Below are 21,633 nucleotides of genomic sequence, written 5' to 3' on the forward strand. Positions count from 1 at the left end.
GGCAGCACCGCGCGTCGTATTCTCGGTTTCGGTCGGGGGCGCGCCGGGCCTGCACGTGCTTGTCGAGCGGGGGGGCACACCGCGCTTGATTGGTTCGCAAGTCCATTGCAAGCGCACGCTAAGTGGGCGCTAAGCGGTACCCGATTACCTGATGTGGACACGCACCACAACCCACCGAAGGAATCCGATGTCCACCTCCATCGAGGAATTCTCGCCCGCACTCCCCTCCGTCATCGACCAACTTCGGTCGGCCGTCGCCGGCTCGGTGCATGCGCCCGGCACCGGCGGCTACGACCTCGCGGTCGCCCCCTTCAACCTCGCGGCCGTCCATCACCCCGCCGCAGTCGTGGTGGCCTCCAGCGCCGCGGACGTCGCCGCCACCGTTCGGATCGCCCGCCGGGTCGGCAAGAAGATCGCAGTGTTTGCCACCGGGCACGGCGCCGCCGCCGCGACGCCGGACTCGATCATGATCAACACCAGCCTGCTGGACAACGTCGTGATCGACCCACAGGCCAAGCTCGCCACCGTGGGTGCGGGCGTGCGCTGGCAGCGCGTGCTCGACGAGGCCACGCCGCACGGCCTCGCTGCCCTGTGCGGATCGGCGCCGGATGCGGGCGTCGTCGGCGTGACGCTCGGCGGCGGCATGGGACCGATCGCGCGCACCATGGGATTCGCAGCCGACCATGTCATCGAGATCGAGGTCGTGACCGGCGACGGAACGCTGCGCCGGATCAACGCCTCGACCGATCCGGACTTGTTCTTCGCCATCCGTGGCGGCGGCGCAGCGTTCGGCATCGTCACTCAGATCACGTTCCGGCTCTTCGAAATTCAGACCCTGCACGCGGGTGGACTCTTCTTCGACATCGTGGACGCGGCGCGGGTCGTGCACGGGTGGCGCGAATGGGTGCAGCAGATCCCCGAATCGGTGAGTTCCTCGATCGCGATCCTGAATCTTCCTCCGCTGGAGGATCTTCCGGAGCCGCTACGCGGACGCAGCGTCGTGCATGTGCGCTACGCCCACGTCGGTGACGTGGAAAACGACGACGCGCTGGTCACCTACCTGCGCTGCCTCGGGACGCCGATCCTGGACAACCTCACCGAGATCATGTACGCCGATATCGCGGCAATCCACGCGGACCCCACCGACCCACTGCCGGTGATGGAACGCTCGGTGTTGCTGCGCGAACTCCCGGTCGAGGCGGTGGACGAATTTCTCGCGGTCGCCTCGCCGTCCGGCGGTCTGCCTTTGATCCTGACCGAGATCCGCGCGATGGGTGGGGCGATGTCGCGTCAGCCCGAGGTGCCCAATGCGGTCGTGGGACGCGATGCAGCGTTCAACCTGTTCACGCTCGGCCCGGATGTGCCGGACCTGCACGACGTCCTGCCCGGCGCGTTGGAGTCGGTGCTCGGTGCGATGGCGCCGTACGCCACCGGCGCCGCGCTGCCCGGCTTCGCCGGTGAACCCACCGGCGAGCCGGCCAAGCGGGTCATGACCGGCTGGAGTCCGGAGACCCTCACCCGCCTGGTCGCCATCCGCGATCAGTACGACCCCGAGCGGATCTTCGCCGGGGCGGCACGCTGGTAATCCCCTGCGCCCCGCCCGACCGTGTGCGGTTTGCGAGCCCACCCGCTCGCAAACCGCACACTGGGTTGGCGGACCGGGGAAATGGGTACAACGAGCGAAACGCTGGCGCATTCTCCGCGACTCAGTGCACGTTTGTGATGCCATGCAATCCTGACGGTGCGTCGTAAAGTATTTTATTCCAACATTTTTGGAACAATTGCTTGATTTCAGTGCACAGTCGTTTACTGTTGCAGTATGGCCGAACGAGGTGCTCGACCGACCGTGTCCAAGGGACGGCGGCTGGCTCTGCGCGCAATCCGGCACCTGTTCAGCCCACTTCGCCCCGACGATTACCTCGAGATGATCAACCCGCTCTGGACGACCAGAGAACTGCGCGGGCGGGTGGAGCAGGTGATCCCGGAGGGCAGCGACGCGGCAACCGTGCTGATCCGCCCCGCACACGAATGGAGTGGCCACAAACCGGGCCAATACGTCCGGCTCGGCGTGATCATCGATGGCGTCTACCACTGGCGGGCGTACTCGCTGACCTCGGATCCCGAGGCCGCCGACGGACTCATCAGCGTGACGCCGAAACTCGTCGAGAACGGCGTGGTGTCTCCGTACCTGGTCGAGCGCATCGAACCCGGCGCGGTGGTCCGCCTCGGCGAGGTCGAGGGCGTCTTCACGCTGCCCGACGAGCTACCGGACAAACTTCTGTTCATCAGCGCAGGTAGCGGCATCACGCCGATCATGAGCATGCTGCGCAGCCTGCACCACCGGGACGCCGTCCGGGACGTGGTGGTGATCCATTCGGCCCACACACCCGAGCAGGTGCTGTTCTCCGAGACACTGCACGACCTCGACGAGCAGCACCCCGAGTTGCGGCTGCTGCTGCGCATCACGAGCAAGGAAGGCCGGATCGGACCGTCCGATCTCGACGAGGTGTGCCCGGACTGGCGCGAGCGCGACGCGTTCTGCTCCGGGCCGGCCGAGATGCTCGACGACATCGTCGCGCATTGGGAAGCCCACGGCGACGCTGACAAGCTGCACTTGGAACGGTTCCAGCCGATCATCGGCGGCGGCGACGCGGAGGGCGAAGGCGGCACGGTGAGCTTCCTCGACAGCGAGGAGGAGACGCACTGCGACGGCGACACGCCGATTCTCGTGGCGGGCGAAAAAGCCGGCCTGACGCTGCCCTACGGCTGCCGGATCGGGATCTGCCACACCTGTGTCGGGACGCTGAAGTCCGGCCGTTTGCGGGATCTGCGCACCGGCGAGGTGAGTGAGCCGACGGGATCGAGCGTACGCACGTGTATTCACACCGCCGAAGGAAACATCGAGATCGATTTGTAGGAGGCAGCAGTGTCGATCGAGACCGACAAGCGCGACACCGACAAGCGTGACAGTGACCCCCGCAAGACCGACAAGCCCGATATCGACGCCCCGGACATCGACAGTCCCCTCGCTCACCTGAGCAAGGAAAACTTCGACGCGCTCGAGCGCGAGTTCGATGCGATTCACGACGAGGTGTACGGCGACCTCGGCGAACGAGATCGCCGGTACATCACCACGGTGATCTCGGTGCAGCGCCAACTCGCCGTGGCGGGGCGGGCAATCCTGCTCGGCTCCTCCAATCGCGGCGCATGGCTGGCGGGCACGGCATGCCTCGGGATGGCGAAGATCCTGGAGAACATGGAGATCGGCCACAACGTCATGCATGGCCAGTGGGACTGGATGAACGACCCCTACATCCATTCCTCGGTGTGGGACTGGGACACCGCCTCGACGGCCGAGGCATGGAAGCACTCGCACAACTACATCCACCACACCTTCACCAACATCCGCGGCAAGGACAAGGATCTCGGCTACGAGATCATGCGCATCGATCCCAACCAGAAGTGGCAGCCGGTCTATCTGCTGCAGCCGTTCTACAACATCGTGCTCACGGCGTTCTTCGAGTGGGGCGTCGCCGTGCACGACTTGGATATCGAAGCGATCCGCCGCGGCGAGAAGCCGATGAAGGAGGTCCTGAAGGATCTGCGCGGTATCGGTGGGAAGGCGCGGCGCCAGGTCGTCAAGGACTACATCGGCTGGCCGCTGGTCAGTGCGGCGGCCTTCGGTCTGGCACAGGCCGCCTCCGGTGGGCGGCTGCCGCAGCCGGGCTCGTCACGCATTGCCCGCAGGCTGCGGGGGCGCGGCGGTGCGAAGACCTCCGCCGTCGCCGACGCGCTCGACCGTTTCGCACCCGGGATGGAGCGCACCTTCCTCGCCACGCTCGCCGCCGACTTCACCGCGAACATCATCCGCAATGTCTGGGCCCACGCGATCATCTTCTGCGGACACTTTCCCGACCAGGCCTATACGTTCTCCCAGGAGGAAACCGCCGACGAGTCGCGCGGCCAGTGGTACGTGCGCCAATTGGTCGGCGCAGCCAATATCGAGGGCAGCCCGCTGTTCCACGTCATCAGCGGCAACCTCAGCTATCAGGTCGAGCACCACCTCTACCCGGACATGCCGAGCAGCCGATACTCCGAGATCGCGCCCAAGGTCCGCGACATCTGCGAGCGGTACGAACTGCCCTACAACACCGGCCCGTTCGGCAAGCAATGGGGGATGGTCCATCGCACCATCGCGCGACTGGCGTTCCCCGGCGGCAAGCCCCGACCCAAGCCGGGCCCCTACCCCGGCGACCGCTCCCGTTCCGGTGCCGCGGCCCCCAGCGAGGCCGCTCGGTTCCGGCAGCGGGTTCCTGCGGGACACAACGACTCCGGACCCGAACACACTACGGGGGGCGTCGAGGTCGACCCGCCGCCGCGGCAACACTGACCCGCTCCGCCCCCGCGACCGGCAAACATCGCGCAACCGGCGACTAGTCGAGGTCGGAGCACTACACTGCCGCGTTATGAGTGCGCACCGCTATGTGCTTTTCGGTGGCCTCGAGGTCGTGACCGACTCGGGGCCGCTGGCGCTGGGCACTCGCAAGCAGCGGGCTGCCTTGGCGCAGCTGTTGCTTGCCGGCGGGCAGATCGTGGGGATCGGGCGACTGATCGAAGGGATCTGGGGCGAGGACGCCCCCGACCGCGCCGAAGCGTCCGTGCAGTCGTTCATCTCCGGGTTGCGTCGCGCGCTCGAACCCGACCGCGCGCCACGTGCGCAACCGCAACTGCTCGTCACCCGAGGTACCGGGTACGCCGTGCTCGCGCCGCGCGAGAGCGTCGACGTCTGGCACTTCACTGATCTGGTCGAGCGCGGACGGCAACTGCACGACGCCGGCCAACTCACCGAAGCCGGCTCGGTGCTGCGCGACGCGCTCGCCGAATATGCCCCGCTGCTGCCCGAGTTCGACTCCTACCCGTTCCAGGTCGAGGCGGCCGCACACTTCGAGCGCATTCACAGCGCCGCGCTGGAACTGTCCTACGAGATCCGGCTCGACCTCGGCGAGGCGCGCATGCTCGCCGCCGATCTCGAGGCTGGGCTGAACCAGAATCCGCTGCACGAGGGCTTGTGGTACCTGCTCGCAGTCGCACGCTACCGGATGGGCAGGCAGTCCGAGGCGCTCGCCGCACTGGCCGATTGCCGCCGGGTGCTCGCCGACGAGATCGGTGTCGACCCGAGCCCCCGCATCCGTCAGCTCGAGCGCGACATTCTGTCCCAGGCACCGCACCTCGACGGCCAACGGCGCAGCGTGCGTGTTCCCAACGATCCGACGAATCCCTCTGCTGCCGAAGATGTTTCGTCGCCCGAACCAGCCGGGCAGCGCGACGACCGACCTGATCCCGATCCCGCGCTCCTGGCGGCCAACGCCGTGGCCGAACCGACGCATGCATTGATCGGGCGGCTCGACGAACTGGCCATCCTGCACGATGCGGTCGTCACCGCGACCGGGGGCGGAGATGCGATCGTCCTCGTCGAGGGCCCGTCCGGGGCCGGTAAGACGGCCCTGCTCGATGAGGTCACCCGCCGTGCGCACGCGCACGGCCGCATTCGCACCCTGTGGGGCCGCTGCGTGGAAGGCGAAGGGGCGCCGGCGATGTGGCCGTGGGTGCAAATCCTCGGCCAGGCGTTGCCCGACCTCGACGACGACTACCGCGCCGAACTGCTCGACACCGAACTCGGCCGAATGGTCATCTCCGGAGCCACCGTTGTCCCGCCGCCGGTCATTCCCGACGTCAATGCCCGGTTCCGGCTCTTCGATCAGGCTGCCGACCTGCTCGAGGGCGTCGCCGAACACTTCTCGTTGATCATCGTGATGGACGACGTGCAGTGGGCGGACGCGCGATCGCTCGAACTACTCGTTCATATCGCCGCCCGGCGACCCAACCGCGCGATGTTCGTCGGGTCGCTGCGCACCGACGCGAATCTCGAACGCAACGCCCTCAAGCAGGCGCTCGCCGCGCTGAGCAGGCTGCCATCGCACCGACGGCTGCAACTCGGTCCGCTGGCACGCGACGAGGTGGGCGAACTGATCCGGCAGGAGACCGGCATCTGGCCGTCTGCAGATCTCGTGCGCGCCATCGACGACCGTACCGAGGGAAATCCGTTCTATACCCGCGAGCTTGCTCGGCTGCTGCGCGACAGCGGCAAGCTCGACCACGGCGTCGACGTATCGGGCGTCCCATCCGGGGTGCTCGATGTCGTCCGCGGCCGACTCGCCGGCATCAGCGAGACCACCACCGAGCTACTCCAAGTGGGTTCGCTGATCGGCAAGCAAATCGACCTCGAATTGCTTTCCGCAGCAGCGGGTCTCGATATCGAACAGACGCTGGACGGCCTGGAACCTGCCGAGTCGCTGCACGTCGTCGAACCCATCCCGGCGGACCCGTTTGCGGTGCGCTTCACGCACGATCTGATGCGCGAGGCGATCGCCGAGACGGTGCCCGCGGCGCGGGCGCGACGAGTCCACCTGCGCATCGCCGACGCACTCGCCGCCGGGGGCGGCGACGCGGACCGCGTCGAACGCCTCGCGCACCATCTCTGGTCGGCCGGCCCGCTCGCGCCCCGGGAACGCACGGCGCAGGCACTGGTCGACGCCGCCCGTATCGCAATGGCGCGCTTCGCCTACGAAACCGCGGAACGGCAGGCGGAGCTGGGAGCCGAGCTGGCTGCCAAGATCGGGGCGCGCGACCTCGAGCTCGACGGGCTGATCGTGAAGACCGCCGTGGTCAGCATCAGGCAGGGTTACGTCGGCGTACTGCCGGGGATGCTCGAGCACGCCGAGCAGCTCGCCGTGGCGCTCGGCCGCGACCGGGAAGCCGTGGAGATTCTCTACGGGCGCTGGTCCGCGCTATCGCAGCAACTCGACCTCGGCCCGAGCAGTGAGCTCTCCGTCCGGCTCAATGAACGGGCAGCGGGCGCAAGCGACCCGGTTATCCGGCTGTACGCCTTACATGCCGAGGGTGTCACGCACTGGGATCATGGCCGGATCGGCGAATCGTATCGGGCGTTGCTGTTGGCGAACGAGATTCTCGCGCGTGAGATCGAGCCGGAACCCGCCTTGATCGGCACACTGCGCCACGACGTCAAGATCCTCGCCCCCGCATTCCTGGCATATATGACCATGATCCATCTCGGCGTCGAAGCCGGCCGGGCACGCTTCGCGGAACTCGCACGGCGAATGGGCGAGGACCGCTATGCCGTCATCGCATGGAGTGCGTTCGCTGCATCAGCCGCGTCGATGGCAGGTGACGCCGAGAGTGCCGAACGAAGCGGCGCATTTGCGCTCACCGGTGACGCCGCGGCGACCTTCGAATTCCTCGGCACCTATTCGGTATTCCAGTACTGGTGGGCTCGTGCGATGCACGGCGACACCGAAGAGGGCATCGAGCAGATGCGCATCATGCTCGACCGGAATCCGGACCTCCGCCGGACCGGGTACGCCCTCTGGCTCACCTTGTTCGCCGAAGCCCATCTGGTAGCCGGCGCACTCGACGAGGCGGGTGCGGCGCTGGAGCAGGCGGACAAGGCCATCCGCGAAAACGGGCAGCGCTACCCGGAGCCCGTGACGCGGCTGATGCACGCCCGCCTCGCTCACGCACGCGGCCTACCCCGCGAGCAGGTTGCGGAGATACTGCGAGCCGCTCGCGACCTTGCCGCCGCGACCGAATCGACGGTCCCGCTGGATCGCATCACCGCATTCGCCGCCGAGAACGGCTACCGGCTCGACTGAGTAAACAGCCTGCCACCTGGGCGGACCGGACGCTTCAACTGGGTCCCAAACAAACCTCGAGTGGGTCGCAAGCCGTCGTTGGGATTGTCGTACGTGACCGGCCGACGCGAGCCGGAACAGACTCCGACCCAAGGACGCACGATGACCACGCTCGACGAGTTCACCCAGCCGACCGCCGGACAGACCATCGACCCGACCCTCGAAACCCTGCGCTCCCGAGTGACCGGCCAAGTTGTCACCGAGTGCGATCCCGGGTACGACGCCGCGCGGGCCGGCTTCAACCTGCACTTCGACCAGCGTCCCGCCATCATCGTCGTTGCCGCGACTTCACAGGATGTCGCCGAGGGCGTGCGCTTCGCCGCCGACCACGGCCTGCGCGTCACGATCCGCGCCACCGGACACGGCCCGGGCCGCGAGCCGAGCGGCGCAGTCATGATCAACACCTCCGCACTCACCGACGTCCGGATCGACCGCGAGCAGCGGACCGCGACGATCGGCGCCGGCGCCAAGTGGGGTGCGGTCCTCGGCCCCGCTCAGCAACACGGGCTTGCGCCGCTGCTCGGCTCCACCACCGACGTGGGCGCCGTCGGCTACACGCTCGGCGGCGGAATGGGCTGGCTGGCAAGGCAGTACGGGCTGTGCTCGGACTCTGCTCGCACGTTCGAACTGGTAACGCCGGACGGAACGTTGCTGCGCACCAGCGCAACCGAGCATCCCGAGATCTTCTGGGCACTCAAAGGCGGCGGCGCCGGAACGCTCGGCGTGGTGACCTCGATGGAGATCGAGCTGTACCCCGTCGAGACGGTCTACGCCGGGAACCTCTTCTACCCCATCGAGAATGCCCGTGCCGTCATGACCCGGTGGCGCGATTGGGTGCGCGATGCCGATCGCGGGCTCACCTCCTCGGTCGCCATCATGCACTTCCCACCGCTCGAGTTCATTCCCGAGCCGTTCCGCGGGCGCAGTTTCGTCATCGTTCGCGGCTGCTGGTCGGGCGACCCCGATGCGGGAGCCGAGTTGATCGACGGGTGGCGGCAGTGGCGCGCACCGGCGATGGATACCTGGGGTCCGCTGCCGTTCGCCGCCGCGGATGCGATCAGCATGGATCCGACCGACCCGGCGCCGGCGATGGCGACCACGGAATGGTTCGACGCACTGCCGGATGAGGCGATCGACACCATTCTGGCCACGATGATCCCCGAACCGGGTACCCCGCCACTGCTGCTCGCGGCCGAGATCCGGCACGCCGGGGGCGCTATCGCGGAGTATGCGCCCGCCGCCGCGAATGATCTCGGCCGGTCCGGCGAGTTCCTCCTCGCGCTGATCACGATGGTGCCGGAGCCGCAGCTGGGACTCGTCATCGAAGCCGCCATGCGTGACGCGAGGGCGACTCTCGAGCCGTACGTCAACGGCGCGGCGTACCTCAATTTCCTCGAGGGTGAGGAGCGCGCCTCGCGCGCGGTGACGGCGTACAGTCCGGACAACCTGGCCCGGCTGCGCCGGGTGAAGGTGGCCCTCGATCCGGGCAACCGGTTCTGCCACGGTTTCGGAATTATCTGAGCCACAGTAAGACTCGTCTCGACACCGTCGGCGACCTACGGCCGCCGACGGTGCTTTCGGTCTGCACGACGCGGCGATACAGTGATCGTGCACGCCGACGATCAGGAGCCGATCATGACAGCGCAACCCGAGCAGGAACGATCGGTGGAATTCGAACGGCAACGCGAACGTATTCGCGCCTCGTATTTGCGCCCCGCCGAGTCCAGACCAGCATCCTCGGCGCGCGGCTTGCACCACACCGCACTCGTCAGCAGCGACGTCGAAACTACGGTGCGCTTCTATCAGGACCTGCTCGAGTTCCCACTCACCGAACTCATCGAGAACCGCGACTATCCCGGTTCATCACACTTCTTCTTCGATATCGGCAACAACAACCTGCTCGCCTTCTTCGACTTTCCCGGTCTCGATCAGGAGCCCTACCGCGAGGTGCTCGGCGGCCTGCACCACGTGGCGATCAGCGTGGATCCGCGGCGCTGGGAACGGCTGCGCGACAAGCTCACTTCCGCCGGTGTGGAGTTCGTCGAGCACAGTGACGTGTCGCTGTACTTCCGCGACCCGGACGGGGCACGGATCGAACTGATCGCCGACCCACTCGGCGAGATGTACGGTTCGAAGGTGCTCTAGGCGCGGCCGGGTGGGTTTGGTCGGTCGTATCGCTGGGAATGCGGAGACGGCACCCTGTCAGCCCGCAAACGAAAGGATCACCGAGATGGCACTCGAAGACGATGACATCAGCACTTCGGACGGTACGGCCGGCGGCGAAGGTACTGCCGACGGCGGCTCCAACCCGGAAGGCCACGACGGCGGCGCCGACGGCACGGCCGACGCGGGTGAAGGCACTGCCGACGGCGGCTCCAACCCGGAAGGCCACGACGGCGGCGCCGACGGCACGGCAGGCGGTGCGGGCACGGGCGGTGGCGAAGGAACGGCCGATGGCGGCTCCAATCCCGAGGGCCACGACGGCGGCGCGGACGGCACGGCCTGATTCGTGCTCGACCGAGTGGTCTCCGTCGACGCCCAGACATTCGCCCGCGAATTCTGGGGGCGGGCACCGCTGTTGAGTCGCGCGGACGAACTGCCGCGCGACTTCGATGACCTGCTGTCGAGCGACGCGGTCGACGAACTCGTCGCGGAACGAGGTGTCCGAGCGCCATTTCTGCGGATGGCGCGCAACGGCGACGTGCTGGATCGAGGGTGCTTCACCGATTCCGGTGGATTCGGCGCCGAAATGCCCGACCAGGTGGACTCGGCGCGGGTACTCGCCGAGTTCGCCGCGGGTGCAACGATCGTGCTGCAGGGCCTGCATCGCCTCTGGCCACCGATCATCGAGTTCGTCCGGTCGGCGGTCGACGAGATCGGTCATCCCACGCAGACCAACGCCTATGTCACGCCCGCGAGCAACCGCGGTTTCGAGCCGCACTACGACGTGCACGACGTGTTCGTATTGCAGGTGGCGGGCAGCAAGCATTGGCGCGTGCACGCACCGGTGCATGCCGATCCCCTTCCCAATCAACCGTGGACCCAGCATCGCGCGGCGATAGCGGCGCGCAGCGCGGAAGAACCGGCGATCGACACCGAACTCGCACCGGGGGACGCGCTGTATCTGCCGCGCGGCTGGATTCATTCGGCAGATGCGCTGGGCACGACCTCGATCCACCTGACGGTCGGCGTCGGACCCTTCACTCGCTACGACATCGTCCATCGCGTGCTCAGTGCGTTGGCCGAACAACCGGAGCTCCGGGGGTCGTTGCCACTCGGACTCGACCTCGCCGATCGCGACGCGGTTTCCGCCGAGGTTCGCAAGACCCTGCCGGCGATACTCGCCGCGCTGCGGTCCCTGCCGGGCGACGCCGCGATCGCGGACTCGATCGGCAACCGCTTCGCCGAACTGACCCGCCCCGCCGCGGTGCGTCCGCTCGCGACGGTCGAGTCGATCGGCAACTTGACCGACACCGCGACGGTGCACTGGCGACGCGGGCTGCTCGGTTCGCTCGAATCGAACGGCGGGGCCCACGTCGACCTTCGACTACCCGGCAAGACAATCACCTTTCCCGTGGCCTGCCTTCCAGCGCTGGAATCGATCGCAACCCGCCGTCCGGTGACTGCCGCGACCCTGCCCGGGCTCTCGTCCGCCGACGGCCTGGTCCTGCTGCGCCGGCTGTTGCGCGAGGCCGTCGTGGAGGTGGCATGAGCGGGCCCGATCGGCAGTCGTGCACCGACGCCGCGCTCGACCGGCGTGATCCGATGGCGGGCACCGGGTCACGCGGAATGCGGTGGTTCATGGTGGAACTCGAAGGCGGCTGGGGACATTCCGCCTTCATGGACTCCCCCAACGTCATCGATCCTGGCCTCGGCCGGACCGTGGTCAAACGCGCGGAAAAAGCCGGCATGCGGATCGCCGCGATCCGCCGGCCCGGACGCCGATCGTCGACACCGCGCTGGCGGTGGGCGATCGCGGACGCCCGGCCCGGATCGGAGTCGCTGCACTGGGGCGAGGTGGATGACCCACGCGAACTCACCGAAGTGCCATTGGACGGCTCGGCGGGAACCGAATCCGGCGACCCACTGGTCGCCGTGTGTGCGCACGGCAAACACGATCAGTGCTGCGCGGTGCGGGGCCGCAAGGCGGCCGCCCAGATCGCCGAGCGCTATCCCGAATGGACCTGGGAATGCTCACATCTCGGCGGTGACCGCTTCGCGGCGACGATGATCGTGCTGCCGCACGGGCTGTACTACGGTCGCGTCGACGGCGCCGAGGAGCCGGCCGACCTGGTGCGCCTGTTCGTGAACGGCCGCGTGGACGATCGCTTCCTGCGGGGGCGCAGTTCGCTGCCCGAGGTCGTACAGGCTGCCCAGCACCACGCCCGCCGCCGGACCGGCCACGACCGGATCGCCGACTTCGCACCGGTTTCGGTCACGCCCGATGACATCGAGACCGTCGTGGTGCTCGCCGCCCGCGACGGGCAGGTGACCGTGCGGATCGCCGAGGAGATGTCCGAACCACTGCTCACGACGTGCCATGCGCGGGTACCGGGTCGGGTCCGGCAGTTCCGGCTGGTTTCGATCGACGGGGTGTAAGGCCTCGAAAGTCCTTGTCACCACCCGAATAGCGATCTAGGTCACATAATTCGTATTCAGTATGAGAATTAAAATACGCTGCGCTCATGCAGCTCACGCAGTTCACCGATCTCGGGCTCCGGGCCGTTATGCGCCTGGCAGTCTCGCCGGTGAACGAGCGGCCCAGCAGCCGCACGATCGCGGAAGAACTCGCGGTCTCCTATACCCACATGACCAAGGTCATCACCCGCCTCGGCGAACTCGGGATCGTGGACGCCCGCCGCGGCAGAAACGGCGGTCTCGCGATCACCGAGCTCGGTCGCACCGCCACCGTCGGCTGGGTCGTCCGCAAGCTGGAAGGCCTCGACGAGGTCGTCGAGTGCGACGGGGCGAACCCATGCCCCCTGCGGCACGGCTGTTCGCTACGCTCGGCGCTGCGGCTCGCACAGGATGCGTTCTTCGCGTCGCTGGACTCGCTGACCATCGACGACCTTGCCCAACCACCCACCACAAACGTGCTGCTCGCCCTTCCGCGGGTTCGCAGCGAGGTATTGCCCACTCGAACGATTGGAGAATGACATGCTTTCGTCTGCCTCGAAGGAAACCATCCGGGCCACCCTGCCCGCAGTTGGCGCCGCGATCGGCGAGATCACCAACCTGTTCTACCGAAAGCTGTTCGCAGCGCACCCCGAACTCGAGCGCGACCTGTTCAACCGGGGCAACCAGAGCCAAGGCGCGCAGCAGCAGGCACTCGCCGGCGCCGTCGCCGCATTCGCCACGCTGCAACTCGACCCCGACCCGGCCCGGGTACAAACCATCCTATCGCGCATCGCCAACAAGCATGCCTCCCTTGGCGTTACGGCCGACCAGTACGCCGTCGTACACGAACATCTGTTCGCTGCGATCGTGGAGGTCCTCGGCGAGGCAGTGACGCCGGAAGTCGCGGCCGCCTGGGACGAGGTGTACTGGCTGATGGCCGAAACCCTGATCGCAATGGAGAAGGGTCTCTACGACGCCGCGGGTGTCGCCTCCGGTCAGGTCTGGCGAACTGTCCAGGTGCGGGAACGTCGGCACGAGTCGGCCGACTCGGTGTCGTTCGTGCTTACCTCGACCGACGGCAGCGCGCTGCCGCGTTTCGTTCCAGGACAGTATCTTTCGGTGGCAGCTCACCTTCCCGACGGCGCCCGCCAGATCCGGCAGTACAGCCTCTGCTCTGCCCCACTGCTCGGCGACTGGCGGATCACCGTCAAGCGCATCCAACCGACCCCACTCGAGGACGGCTCAATCGCCCCGGCGGGCGAGGTGTCGAACTTCCTTTTCCACAACGTGTTCGAGGGTGATCTGCTCGAGGTCACGACTCCGTTCGGCGACCTCGTGCTGCCCGACGACGACCGGGCGCCGCTGCTGCTGGCGTCCGCCGGAATCGGCCTCACACCGATGATCGGGATGCTGCACCACCTCGTGGCCACCGAAGATCCGCGGCCGGTGGCAGTGCTGCACGCTGACCGATCCCCGAGCGCGCACGCCCATCGTGCCGAACTCAGCGCGCTCGTCGACCGCCTCCCGAGTGGCGTGATGTACCGCTGGTACGAGGATCTCGGTGGGCGCACCGCCGGTGCCGGAATTGCCGGCGGTCGCGCCGATCTCACGGCGATCACCCTGCAGCCGGGCACCCGCGCATACCTCTGCGGCCCGCTGCCCTTCATGATCGGGCTGCGCGAAGCGCTCCTCGACCGCGAGGTCGCCGCGGAGAACATCCATTACGAGGTCTTCGGCCCGGACAACTGGTCCCCGTCGCCGGCCTAGCCGACGAGTCGCACTACAGCAGCGGGAAGCCCTGGCTCTGCAGGGCTTCCCGCTGCTGTGGTCGTATCGGCAAGTCGGCCGGACCCACCGGCCGCTGGGACCGCGCGACTCCGTCACACATCGCCAATCAACCCGCCCTAGCCGTCACCGAACTCGGCGACACTGCTACCGTCGGGTGGCTCGTGCGCCGACTCCGAGGGGCTCGATGAGGTCGTCGAATGCGATGGCGCAAACCCGCGTGCCGGCAGCGCGATTTCACCCGACCCAACGATTGGAGACCGAGATGCTGTCGGCGGCCTCGAAGGACGTCATCCGCGCCACCCTGCCCGCGGTCGGCGCCGCGATCGACAGGATCACCCCGCTGTTCTACCGCAAGTTGTTCGCCGCCCACCCGGAACTCGAGCGTGACCTGTTCAACCGGGGCAACCAGCTCAGGGGCGTGCAACAACAAGCACTCGCCCGATCGATCGCCGTGTTCGCGACACTGCAACTCGATCCCGACCCCGACCAAGTCCACACCGTCCTCTCCCGCATCGCCAACAAGCATGCTTCCCTTGGAATTACGGCCGACCAGTACGCCGTCGTGCACGAGCATCTATTCGCCGCGATCGTGGAGGTGCTCGGCGCAGCGGTGACCCCGGCCGTCGCGGCCGCGTGGGACGAGCTCTACTGGCTGATGGCCGAGACTCTGATCTCGATGGAAAAGGGTCTCTACGCCGCAGCCGGCGTCACCCCTGGCTACGTATGGCGCACGGTGCGGGTGCGCGAACGCCGGCACGAATCGGCGGACTCGGTGTCGTTCGTGCTCACCTCCACCGATGGCGCCCCGCTACCGCACTTCGTTCCGGGACAGTATCTTTCGGTGGCTACCCTCGGCATCGACGGTGCCCGGCAGATTCGGCAGTACAGCCTGTGCTCGCCACCGCGAATCGGTACCTGGCGGATCACAGTCAAGCGGATTCGCGCGACCCTCCATCCCGGCTCGGTCGTCCCGTCGGGCGAGGTATCGAACTTCCTGTATTACAACGTGTTCGAAGGCGATGAGGTCTACGTCACTACACCGTTCGGCGACCTCACCCTGCCGGAGGAAGCTTCCGCGCCACTCTTACTCGCGTCAGCGGGCATTGGTTGCACGCCGATGATCAGCATGCTGCACCATCTCGTGGACACCAAGGACCAGCGCCCCGTTGCCGTGCTACACGCCGACCGCTCCCCGAGCGCCCATGCCCACCGCGCCGAACTCGCCACGCTCGTCGACCAACTCCCCGGCGGTGTGATGTACCGCTGGTACGAGGAACTCGACCGCCGGGCGCCCGGCGGCGGAGTCTACGTCGGCTACGCCAATCTCGCCCCGATCAACCTCGCCCCCGATACCCGCGCCGTTCTGTGCGGCCCGCTGCCGTTCATGATCGGGCTGCGCGATGCGCTGCTCAATCGGAATCTCGCCGCCGAGAACATCCACTACGAGGTGTTCGGCCCGATCAGCTGGCAGACCGCTCCCGTCTAACCCGGCACAGGCGTCAGAGCAGCGGGAAGCCCTGGTTCTGCAGGGCTTCCCGCAGCCGGTGGCGGCCGTTGAGCGTCTCCGGGCCGGCGAGGCGATCGATCACGCGGTCGGTCCAGGAATGCGGCAGGTTCTCCTCGGCGTAGAACTCCGCGATGCGCTGCTCGTAGGTGTCGACGTGGTCGCGCTGGCCCGGCAGTGCATAGGTCTCGTGGTGCAGCACGGCCTGCTGTGGCAGACGCGGTTTCACCCGTCCACCCTCGGCCGGGTCCGGATGACCGACCACAAGGCCGAAAGTGGCGAACACGTGCGGCGGGAGCCCGAGTTCTGCGGCCACCTCCTCCGGCCGGTTGCGCAGCGCCCCGATGTAGACCGTGCCGAGGCCGAGCGATTCCGCCGCCAGCACCGCGTTCTGCGCGGCGAGTGCCGCATCGATGAATCCGACATAGCTCGACTCGAGGTAGTCGGCACCGTCCAACGCGATTCCGCGCTCGTTCGCGAGTTCCCGAATCCGCGCGAAATCGGCTGTCCAGACCAGCAATACGGGCGCCTGGACAATGTGCCGCTGCCCGTTGGCAAGTTCGGCCAGCCGCGCTTTGCGCTCCGGGTCACGCACCGCGACCACGCTCCACACCTGCAGGTTCGACGATGTCGCCGCCGACTGCGCAGCCGAAACCAGCACGCGCAGAGTTTCATCCGAGACGTCGTCGGGGAGGTACTGCCGCACCGACCTGTGCGCGTGGATCAAAGCGAGTGTGTCGTTCCACGCCTGCGGGGCCGGCAGGGTGTCGTCACGGTAGCGGTGATGCAGGGCGTCGATTCGCGTGGCAGCGGTGGTCATAGCACGCTATGCAATCGGATCGTCCGCGTCCGGTCGAGGATTCGGTTCAGCGTGCGCCTTATGCCGCGCCGGTTATCCCACGTCGCCTAGTCCCCAGCGAACGGCCACATACCGAGCCGCTGCTCCGCGCGCGTCTCGTACGGCCGGGCGCCAAGTGCCCGAGCCCGGCGTTGCGCCGACTCGACCTCCGCGCGCGCACCGTCGCGGCCGAGGATGCCGCGCACCGTGCCGCGATAGAGCCCCGACGGGCCGAGGCACACCAGCCCGGGCCACTGCACGATCAACGCATCACCCCAGCCCTCGGTGTGGGGTTCGAGCGCAGCTGTGAACTCGCGCACCGCCTCTCGATGCTCGGGCGCCAGCTGCCCGACCGATAGCAGTGCCTCGATGAGCAGCGGCACCCGGACCGCGAGCCGCGGGCCGTGCAGCCGGCCGGGGAGTCCGATGATGGTCTCCGCCAGGCGCAGGGCACGCTCGTAATCACCTACCTCGGCCGCCGCCATCGCGACCACGAGGGCGAAGTCCTCGTCGAAGTCCTCGGCCATCTGGTCCGCCGCCTCGAGCGACTCGGCCAGCCGCCCGCGATGCCACAATTCGATCGACCGGCTGGTCAGCAACGACACCTCCGCGAGCTGCCGTGCCGCGGCACTCACTGCGCCGAGGCCCTCCGCAAGGCGGGTCATCAGCGCATTGGACTGCTCGTACTCGCCGCGCAGCACCGAGTACATCACCTGCCACCACAGCTGCATGGCCTCGATATCGGTGCCGCCGTCGGCCGCGAGGCGGGCGAACTCCGCCGACAGCCGCCGTACCAGCCGCAGGTCACCGGATTCGAGTGCGCACACGCGGCGCAGATGCAGCGCGGTGGCCCGGGCCTGCGGGTCGGACCCGGCAAGTTCGGCGAGTTCGTCGGCGATCTTCTCCCGGTCCGCCAGCGTGGCCGGTTCCCAGCGGCAAACGAACTCGGCCAGCCGAACTTGTGGCCAGGATCGGGCACCCGGGGCGCTTCGTGCCAGCGCGTCGGCCAGAAGGTCGAGATCTCCGGCGGCGCCGTGGACGGCACGGTCCGCGGCCTCGATCGCAAGGATCTCCGCATTGAGGTCGGTATCGAGGTCGAGGCGATGCGCCAGCGCTTGCGTGCGCAGCGCCGACGACCCGGACTGGACGACGCCGGAACCGGAGAAGTAGCCGCCGACGCCGCGCGGGGATGCGAGTAGCGCGGTTTGGGCCAACCCCGCCCAATCACCTGCCTCGGCGAGCGCGCGGCCGGCGCGATCGAAGTGCTCGGCCGCCACCTCGTAGTCCCCGATCCGGTTGAGTGCCTGTCCGGCAAGGGAATCGAGCTCGACCAGGAGGGCATGATCCGCCGGGTCGGCATGGCGGAACCCGCGCTCGGCGAACTCGGCACAGTCACCGAACGCGCCCCGTCGCAGCGAGTCGCGTGCGGCCGCGGCGCAGGCACGCGCGGCGGCCGAGTCGATCGCGTCGAATGCGGCGGCGCTACGGTGCAGTGCCAGCGCGGCGAGCGCATCGGGCACGAGTTCGACGAGCACGTCCGCGACGCGGCGATGCAGCTCGGCCTTGTGCACCGCGCCAATCCGGTCGAGCACCGCGCCGCGCACGAGATCGTGCACGAACACGATCTCCGATTCGGACACCGACACGAGTTGCGCCGTAGCGAGTTCGCGCAGCCGATCGTCGAAGCCCGGTGCCGCATCGGCGGCCGCCGCAAGTCCGATCGATGCCCGCGCACCGATCACCGCCACGATCTCGGCGAGTGACCCCGCCCCGGCCGAGACCGATTCGAGTTTCGCGGCGGTGACCGCGGCTGTGCCGCCGTCGGATACCGACAGGCCGGCGCGGACCAGGTCGCACAGCTGCCGGGCAAGGTATGGGCTGCCATGGCTCTGTGCGATGAGGTCGTGGCGGACATCGGATCCGACGTCACCGAGTTCGGTGCCGACCAGCTCGCCGATCGAATCTTCCCCCAACGCGCCGAGCTCGATGCCGACGTGGCCGCCCGCCGCGCGCAACGCCTGCACCAGCGAATCCAGCTCCGGTGCAAGCGGGCCCGGGCGGACGGTCAGCATGAGTAACACGGGATGCGCGCGCAGCACTCGGATCGCCGCGGCGACGAGCCGCACCGAGTCCGGGTCGGCCCAGTGCAGATCGTCGATGACCGCGACCACATGCCCGGTTTCCCTGGCGATTTCGGCGAGCAGCGCCGCGAGGTCGCGCGGCGTGGGTGCCGCCGGCACGGTACGCCCGTTCAACGCCGCCTGATCCAGCCATGGCGCCACGGTTTCGAGTGGACCGGTTCGCCCACCGGCGATGCCACCACCGAACAATGCGTTGGCGTTGTGCCGCCGTAGCGCGTCGAGCACCACCGCGGTCTTGCCTACGCCCGCCGGGCCGCGCACGGTGACGACGGTCAACTCGCGTTCGCTGCGCTGCCAGGCGCGGTCGAGCAGTTGTGCGACGTCGTCCCGGCCCACCAGTCCCGACTGTGCCGGCACCCGAGCCGGTACCGGAAGTTCTTGGGGTTCGGCAGCGTTGCGGATTTCGTTCTCAACTCGAACCGTGTCCTGCGCGGGATCGAGGCCGAGTTCGTCGCGTAGGCCGCGGCGCAGCCGGACCAGGACGTCGAGCGCCTCGGCAGTTCGACCACCGTCGCGCAGTGCGAGCGCGAGCAGCCGAGTAACGCCTTCCCGCAACGGATGCCGCTCCCGCGCGTCGGTCAGCACCGTGACGGCCTGGCGGGCGCGGCCGAGCACGATCAGGCCTTCGGCACACATTTCGGTCAGTTCCGAGCGCAGCTCGTCGATCCGGGCCCGCTCCGGGGCGATCTCCGCGATGTCGTCGATCTCGGCGAGGACATCGCCGCGCCAGAGACCGAGCGCTCTTTCCAGTAGTTCGACCGACCGGCCGACTTCGCCGTCCGCGGCGGCGGCCCGGGCGTCCCGCGACAGTGCGTCGAGCAGGTCAAGATCGGTGTTCGCGCCGGCGCACCGCAGGACATATCCGCTCGCGACAGTTTCGATCCGGACTTCGGGGATGTCGCGCAACGCTCGCCGCAGCCGGGACACATAGCCCTGCAGGGTCACGTGGGCGCTGTCCGGCGGATTGCCGCGCCAGAGCAGCTCGCACAGGTACCCCGCACTGCGCGTGGTGCGCTCGGCGGCGAGCAGCACCAGCAGTTCGGCGTGTTTGCGGGCCGGAATCACGATGATCGAGCCATCGGGCCCGCGCACCTGCAGCGGGCCGAGCACCGCGATCGCGGGCGACGCATCGGCTTCGCGTTCGGACCAGTCGCGCACCAGCGTCACACCAGCGCACCCGTCGACTCTTGGCTCATGACCACCACACAAGCACTCCTGCCAACCTCCACCTCCCACATCGCCGTTCCGACGGTCGGTGGCCCATCTCGCGAGACTGTAACGCGGATGTGCGGTTCCGCGCTGAGCATCGGCGGTGCGCTGTGCATCGCCGGCGGCACACTGCACCCGATCGTCGCGGGGAAGGGACACTCGGTCGAGGCGCTGACAAGCCCCGGCACCCCGGTCGCGCAGTCCCTGCTCGGCGTCGGCACCACCCTGCTGATCCTCGGCCTGCCCGGCATGTACGCGTGGATGAAGCCGCGCCTCGGCACGGCCGGATTCATCGGCACCGTGCTTTACCTCATCGGCAACATCACCACCGCTGCGGGGCACCTCGCGATCGAGATTTTCGTCGCGCACCCGCTGGCGACCAATCCAGAGACGGCGCACCTCATCGCCGACAACGACAACATGATCGGGACAACCGCCTTCGCGGTGTTCAACCACGGAGGCGGACTCGTGATGCTGGCCGGCATGGGCTTGCTCGGCGCGAGCATGCTGAAGAATCGAGCAGTACCGACGTGGATCTCGGTGCTCACGCTGATCGGCATGGTCGGGTTCTTCCTGCCGATCCCGGCGACCGAAGGGCTGTCCGGCTTGATCTACGAGGCGCCCCGCGGAATTGCCGTCGCGGCGATTGGTGCGCTCATGATGCGCCGGCCGCGCGGGCTCCGCCGCTGGGCGATGACCCGCTGACCACTCCCCTGTCCATCCGCACCGGGTCGCCTCATGGCGGCCCGGTGCTGTCGTTTCCGGTGGCGCCATCGTCGCCCGCGACAAGGACCTCACTCGGGTGGTGAAAATGGTTGACGCGCGGGCGTTGTCGCGGATCAACGTGGATCGGTGGGTGCCAGCGGGTGTGCGAACGCGGACCAGCGGTCGTATGCCACTGGTCCGCGCCCCGGCCGGCGAGTTTGTGGTGGGCGGGGCAGGCGAAGGTCAGGTTGTCGATGTCGGTGGGGCCGCCGTCTGCCCACTCTCGGATGTGGTGCGCCTCGGCCGGGTAGCCCGGCACGGTGCAGCCGGGGAAGGAGCAGCCGGTGTCGCGGGCGTGCAGCACGATCCGCTGATCCGGGCTTGCGATCCGTTTGGCGCGCCCAAGACACAGCGGGCGGTTGTCGATGTCGTCGAACACCGCGAGATGGTGGTTGGCGTGGGCGGCGAGCCGGATCAAGTTGCGGATGGGGAGAAGGGATCCGCCCGCGGTTGCCGCGGGTCCGGCCTGTTCGGTGAGCTCGCGCAGAGTGGTCGACACGATCACCGTCACCGGTAGACCGCGATGCTGCCCCAACTCGCCGGACGCGAGCAGTCCCCGGCACATGGCCTGCACCGCATCATGCCGGCGCTGCCCCATCGAGCGCGTATCGCGCTGGGCCTCATCCTCGTTCGGCTCACCGTCGACCGCGGGTGAATCGTCCTCGGGGGTGCACATCCCGGGCGCGGCGAGCTTCGCGAACATCGGCTCCAGATAGGCCCGCAACTTCGGATCGATCAGGCCGGTGAGGCTGCTCATCAGATCCGGGCCCTGCTGCCCGAGCCAGATCCCGCGCTTTCGGGCGCGATCGTCGTCGCTGAACTCGCCATCCGGATTCAGATACACCGCGAGCCGGTCGGCAGTCTTCTTCAACTCATCCGGGGGCATATTTGTGGCGAACCCAGCCAGCTGCGCCGCGGCCTGCTCCCGCAGCATCCGTGATCGAAGACATGTTCGAAAATCTATCGCGGCCCACCGACAAGTTTCCTCCCGGCAAGCCCCGG

General features: G+C 68.0%; 16 protein-coding genes. 13 read left to right on the forward strand and 3 right to left on the reverse strand.

What is annotated here, in order from left to right; translation table 11 throughout:
- The first annotated feature begins 187 nt into the window (after positions 1-187).
- The 12 genes from OG921_RS10425 (at position 188) to OG921_RS10480 (ending at position 15,660) form a co-directional block, all read left to right on the forward strand.
- Positions 188-1,585: an FAD-binding oxidoreductase gene (locus OG921_RS10425; RefSeq protein ID WP_266112354.1), complete on the forward strand. Its 1,398-nt coding sequence runs from the start codon at positions 188-190 to the stop codon at positions 1,583-1,585.
- Positions 1,586-1,819: 234 nt separating this feature from the next.
- Complete coding sequence (locus OG921_RS10430) at positions 1,820-2,917, forward strand: ferredoxin reductase (protein WP_266112355.1); 1,098 nt, start codon at positions 1,820-1,822, stop codon at positions 2,915-2,917.
- An 81-nt stretch (positions 2,918-2,998) separates the two neighbouring features.
- Positions 2,999-4,390, forward strand: coding sequence for an acyl-CoA desaturase (locus OG921_RS10435; protein ID WP_266112781.1), 1,392 nt, complete (start codon positions 2,999-3,001; stop codon positions 4,388-4,390).
- Positions 4,391-4,466: 76 nt separating this feature from the next.
- Positions 4,467-7,730, forward strand: a complete 3,264-nt coding sequence (locus OG921_RS10440; RefSeq protein ID WP_266112356.1) for a BTAD domain-containing putative transcriptional regulator — start codon at positions 4,467-4,469, stop codon at positions 7,728-7,730.
- A 141-nt stretch (positions 7,731-7,871) separates the two neighbouring features.
- Positions 7,872-9,290, forward strand: coding sequence for an FAD-binding oxidoreductase (locus tag OG921_RS10445; protein ID WP_266112357.1), 1,419 nt, complete (start codon positions 7,872-7,874; stop codon positions 9,288-9,290).
- Between the two features lie 114 nt (positions 9,291-9,404).
- A complete protein-coding gene (locus OG921_RS10450) occupies positions 9,405-9,914 on the forward strand; it encodes a VOC family protein (protein ID WP_266112358.1) in 510 nt (169 codons plus the stop codon).
- 85 nt (positions 9,915-9,999) lie between these two features.
- Positions 10,000-10,275 carry a BatC protein gene (locus OG921_RS10455; protein WP_266112359.1) on the forward strand — a complete coding sequence of 92 codons (276 nt, stop codon included), beginning with the start codon at positions 10,000-10,002 and terminating at the stop codon, positions 10,273-10,275.
- Between the two features lie 3 nt (positions 10,276-10,278).
- Positions 10,279-11,481: a cupin domain-containing protein gene (locus tag OG921_RS10460; RefSeq protein ID WP_266112360.1), complete on the forward strand. Its 1,203-nt coding sequence runs from the start codon at positions 10,279-10,281 to the stop codon at positions 11,479-11,481.
- Positions 11,478-12,368 (forward strand): sucrase ferredoxin, encoded by an 891-nt coding sequence (locus OG921_RS10465; protein WP_266112361.1) that lies wholly within the window; start codon positions 11,478-11,480, stop codon positions 12,366-12,368. The genes OG921_RS10460 and OG921_RS10465 overlap by 4 nt, the downstream gene beginning before the upstream one ends.
- A gap of 86 nt (positions 12,369-12,454) precedes the next feature.
- Positions 12,455-12,925: an Rrf2 family transcriptional regulator gene (locus OG921_RS10470; protein ID WP_266112362.1), complete on the forward strand. Its 471-nt coding sequence runs from the start codon at positions 12,455-12,457 to the stop codon at positions 12,923-12,925.
- 1 nt (position 12,926) lies between these two features.
- Positions 12,927-14,153, forward strand: a complete 1,227-nt coding sequence (locus OG921_RS10475) for a globin domain-containing protein (protein WP_266112363.1) — start codon at positions 12,927-12,929, stop codon at positions 14,151-14,153.
- Between the two features lie 283 nt (positions 14,154-14,436).
- Complete coding sequence (locus tag OG921_RS10480) at positions 14,437-15,660, forward strand: globin domain-containing protein (RefSeq protein ID WP_266112782.1); 1,224 nt, start codon at positions 14,437-14,439, stop codon at positions 15,658-15,660.
- Positions 15,661-15,673: 13 nt separating this feature from the next.
- Here OG921_RS10480 and OG921_RS10485 read toward each other — a convergent pair whose 3' ends face one another.
- The gene (locus tag OG921_RS10485) at positions 15,674-16,498 is read right to left on the reverse strand and encodes an NADPH-dependent oxidoreductase (protein WP_266112364.1); all 825 of its coding nucleotides are present in this window, start codon (positions 16,496-16,498) and stop codon (positions 15,674-15,676) included.
- Positions 16,499-16,584: 86 nt separating this feature from the next.
- Positions 16,585-19,824 (reverse strand): BTAD domain-containing putative transcriptional regulator, encoded by a 3,240-nt coding sequence (locus tag OG921_RS10490; RefSeq protein ID WP_266112365.1) that lies wholly within the window; start codon positions 19,822-19,824, stop codon positions 16,585-16,587.
- A 27-nt stretch (positions 19,825-19,851) separates the two neighbouring features.
- Between OG921_RS10490 and OG921_RS10495 the strand changes: the two genes are divergently transcribed.
- Positions 19,852-20,571 carry a hypothetical protein gene (locus OG921_RS10495; RefSeq protein ID WP_266112366.1) on the forward strand — a complete coding sequence of 240 codons (720 nt, stop codon included), beginning with the start codon at positions 19,852-19,854 and terminating at the stop codon, positions 20,569-20,571.
- A gap of 31 nt (positions 20,572-20,602) precedes the next feature.
- On the opposite strand, the gene OG921_RS10500 is transcribed toward OG921_RS10495, so the two are convergent.
- Complete coding sequence (locus OG921_RS10500) at positions 20,603-21,565, reverse strand: HNH endonuclease signature motif containing protein (RefSeq protein WP_266112367.1); 963 nt, start codon at positions 21,563-21,565, stop codon at positions 20,603-20,605.
- Between the last annotated feature and the right edge of the window lie 68 nt (positions 21,566-21,633).

Origin of the sequence: Aldersonia sp. NBC_00410 (genome assembly GCF_026342035.1) — a bacterium.
Lineage (GTDB): Bacteria > Actinomycetota > Actinomycetes > Mycobacteriales > Mycobacteriaceae > Aldersonia.

Bases quoted from the DNA above. Each gene is read 5' to 3' on its own strand.
- OG921_RS10425 (WP_266112354.1), top strand. From the start codon at position 188: ATGTCCACCTCCATCGAGGAATTCTCGCCCGCACTCCCCTCCGTCATC.
- OG921_RS10430 (WP_266112355.1), top strand. From the start codon at position 1,820: ATGGCCGAACGAGGTGCTCGACCGACCGTGTCCAAGGGACGGCGGCTG.
- OG921_RS10440 (WP_266112356.1), top strand. From the start codon at position 4,467: ATGAGTGCGCACCGCTATGTGCTTTTCGGTGGCCTCGAGGTCGTGACC.
- OG921_RS10445 (WP_266112357.1), top strand. From the start codon at position 7,872: ATGACCACGCTCGACGAGTTCACCCAGCCGACCGCCGGACAGACCATC.
- OG921_RS10450 (WP_266112358.1), top strand. From the start codon at position 9,405: ATGACAGCGCAACCCGAGCAGGAACGATCGGTGGAATTCGAACGGCAA.
- OG921_RS10455 (WP_266112359.1), top strand. From the start codon at position 10,000: ATGGCACTCGAAGACGATGACATCAGCACTTCGGACGGTACGGCCGGC.
- OG921_RS10465 (WP_266112361.1), top strand. From the start codon at position 11,478: ATGAGCGGGCCCGATCGGCAGTCGTGCACCGACGCCGCGCTCGACCGG.
- OG921_RS10470 (WP_266112362.1), top strand. From the start codon at position 12,455: ATGCAGCTCACGCAGTTCACCGATCTCGGGCTCCGGGCCGTTATGCGC.
- OG921_RS10475 (WP_266112363.1), top strand. From the start codon at position 12,927: ATGCTTTCGTCTGCCTCGAAGGAAACCATCCGGGCCACCCTGCCCGCA.
- OG921_RS10480 (WP_266112782.1), top strand. From the start codon at position 14,437: ATGCTGTCGGCGGCCTCGAAGGACGTCATCCGCGCCACCCTGCCCGCG.
- OG921_RS10485 (WP_266112364.1), bottom strand. From the start codon at position 16,498: ATGACCACCGCTGCCACGCGAATCGACGCCCTGCATCACCGCTACCGT.
- OG921_RS10495 (WP_266112366.1), top strand. From the start codon at position 19,852: ATGACCACCACACAAGCACTCCTGCCAACCTCCACCTCCCACATCGCC.
- OG921_RS10500 (WP_266112367.1), bottom strand. From the start codon at position 21,565: ATGCTGCGGGAGCAGGCCGCGGCGCAGCTGGCTGGGTTCGCCACAAAT.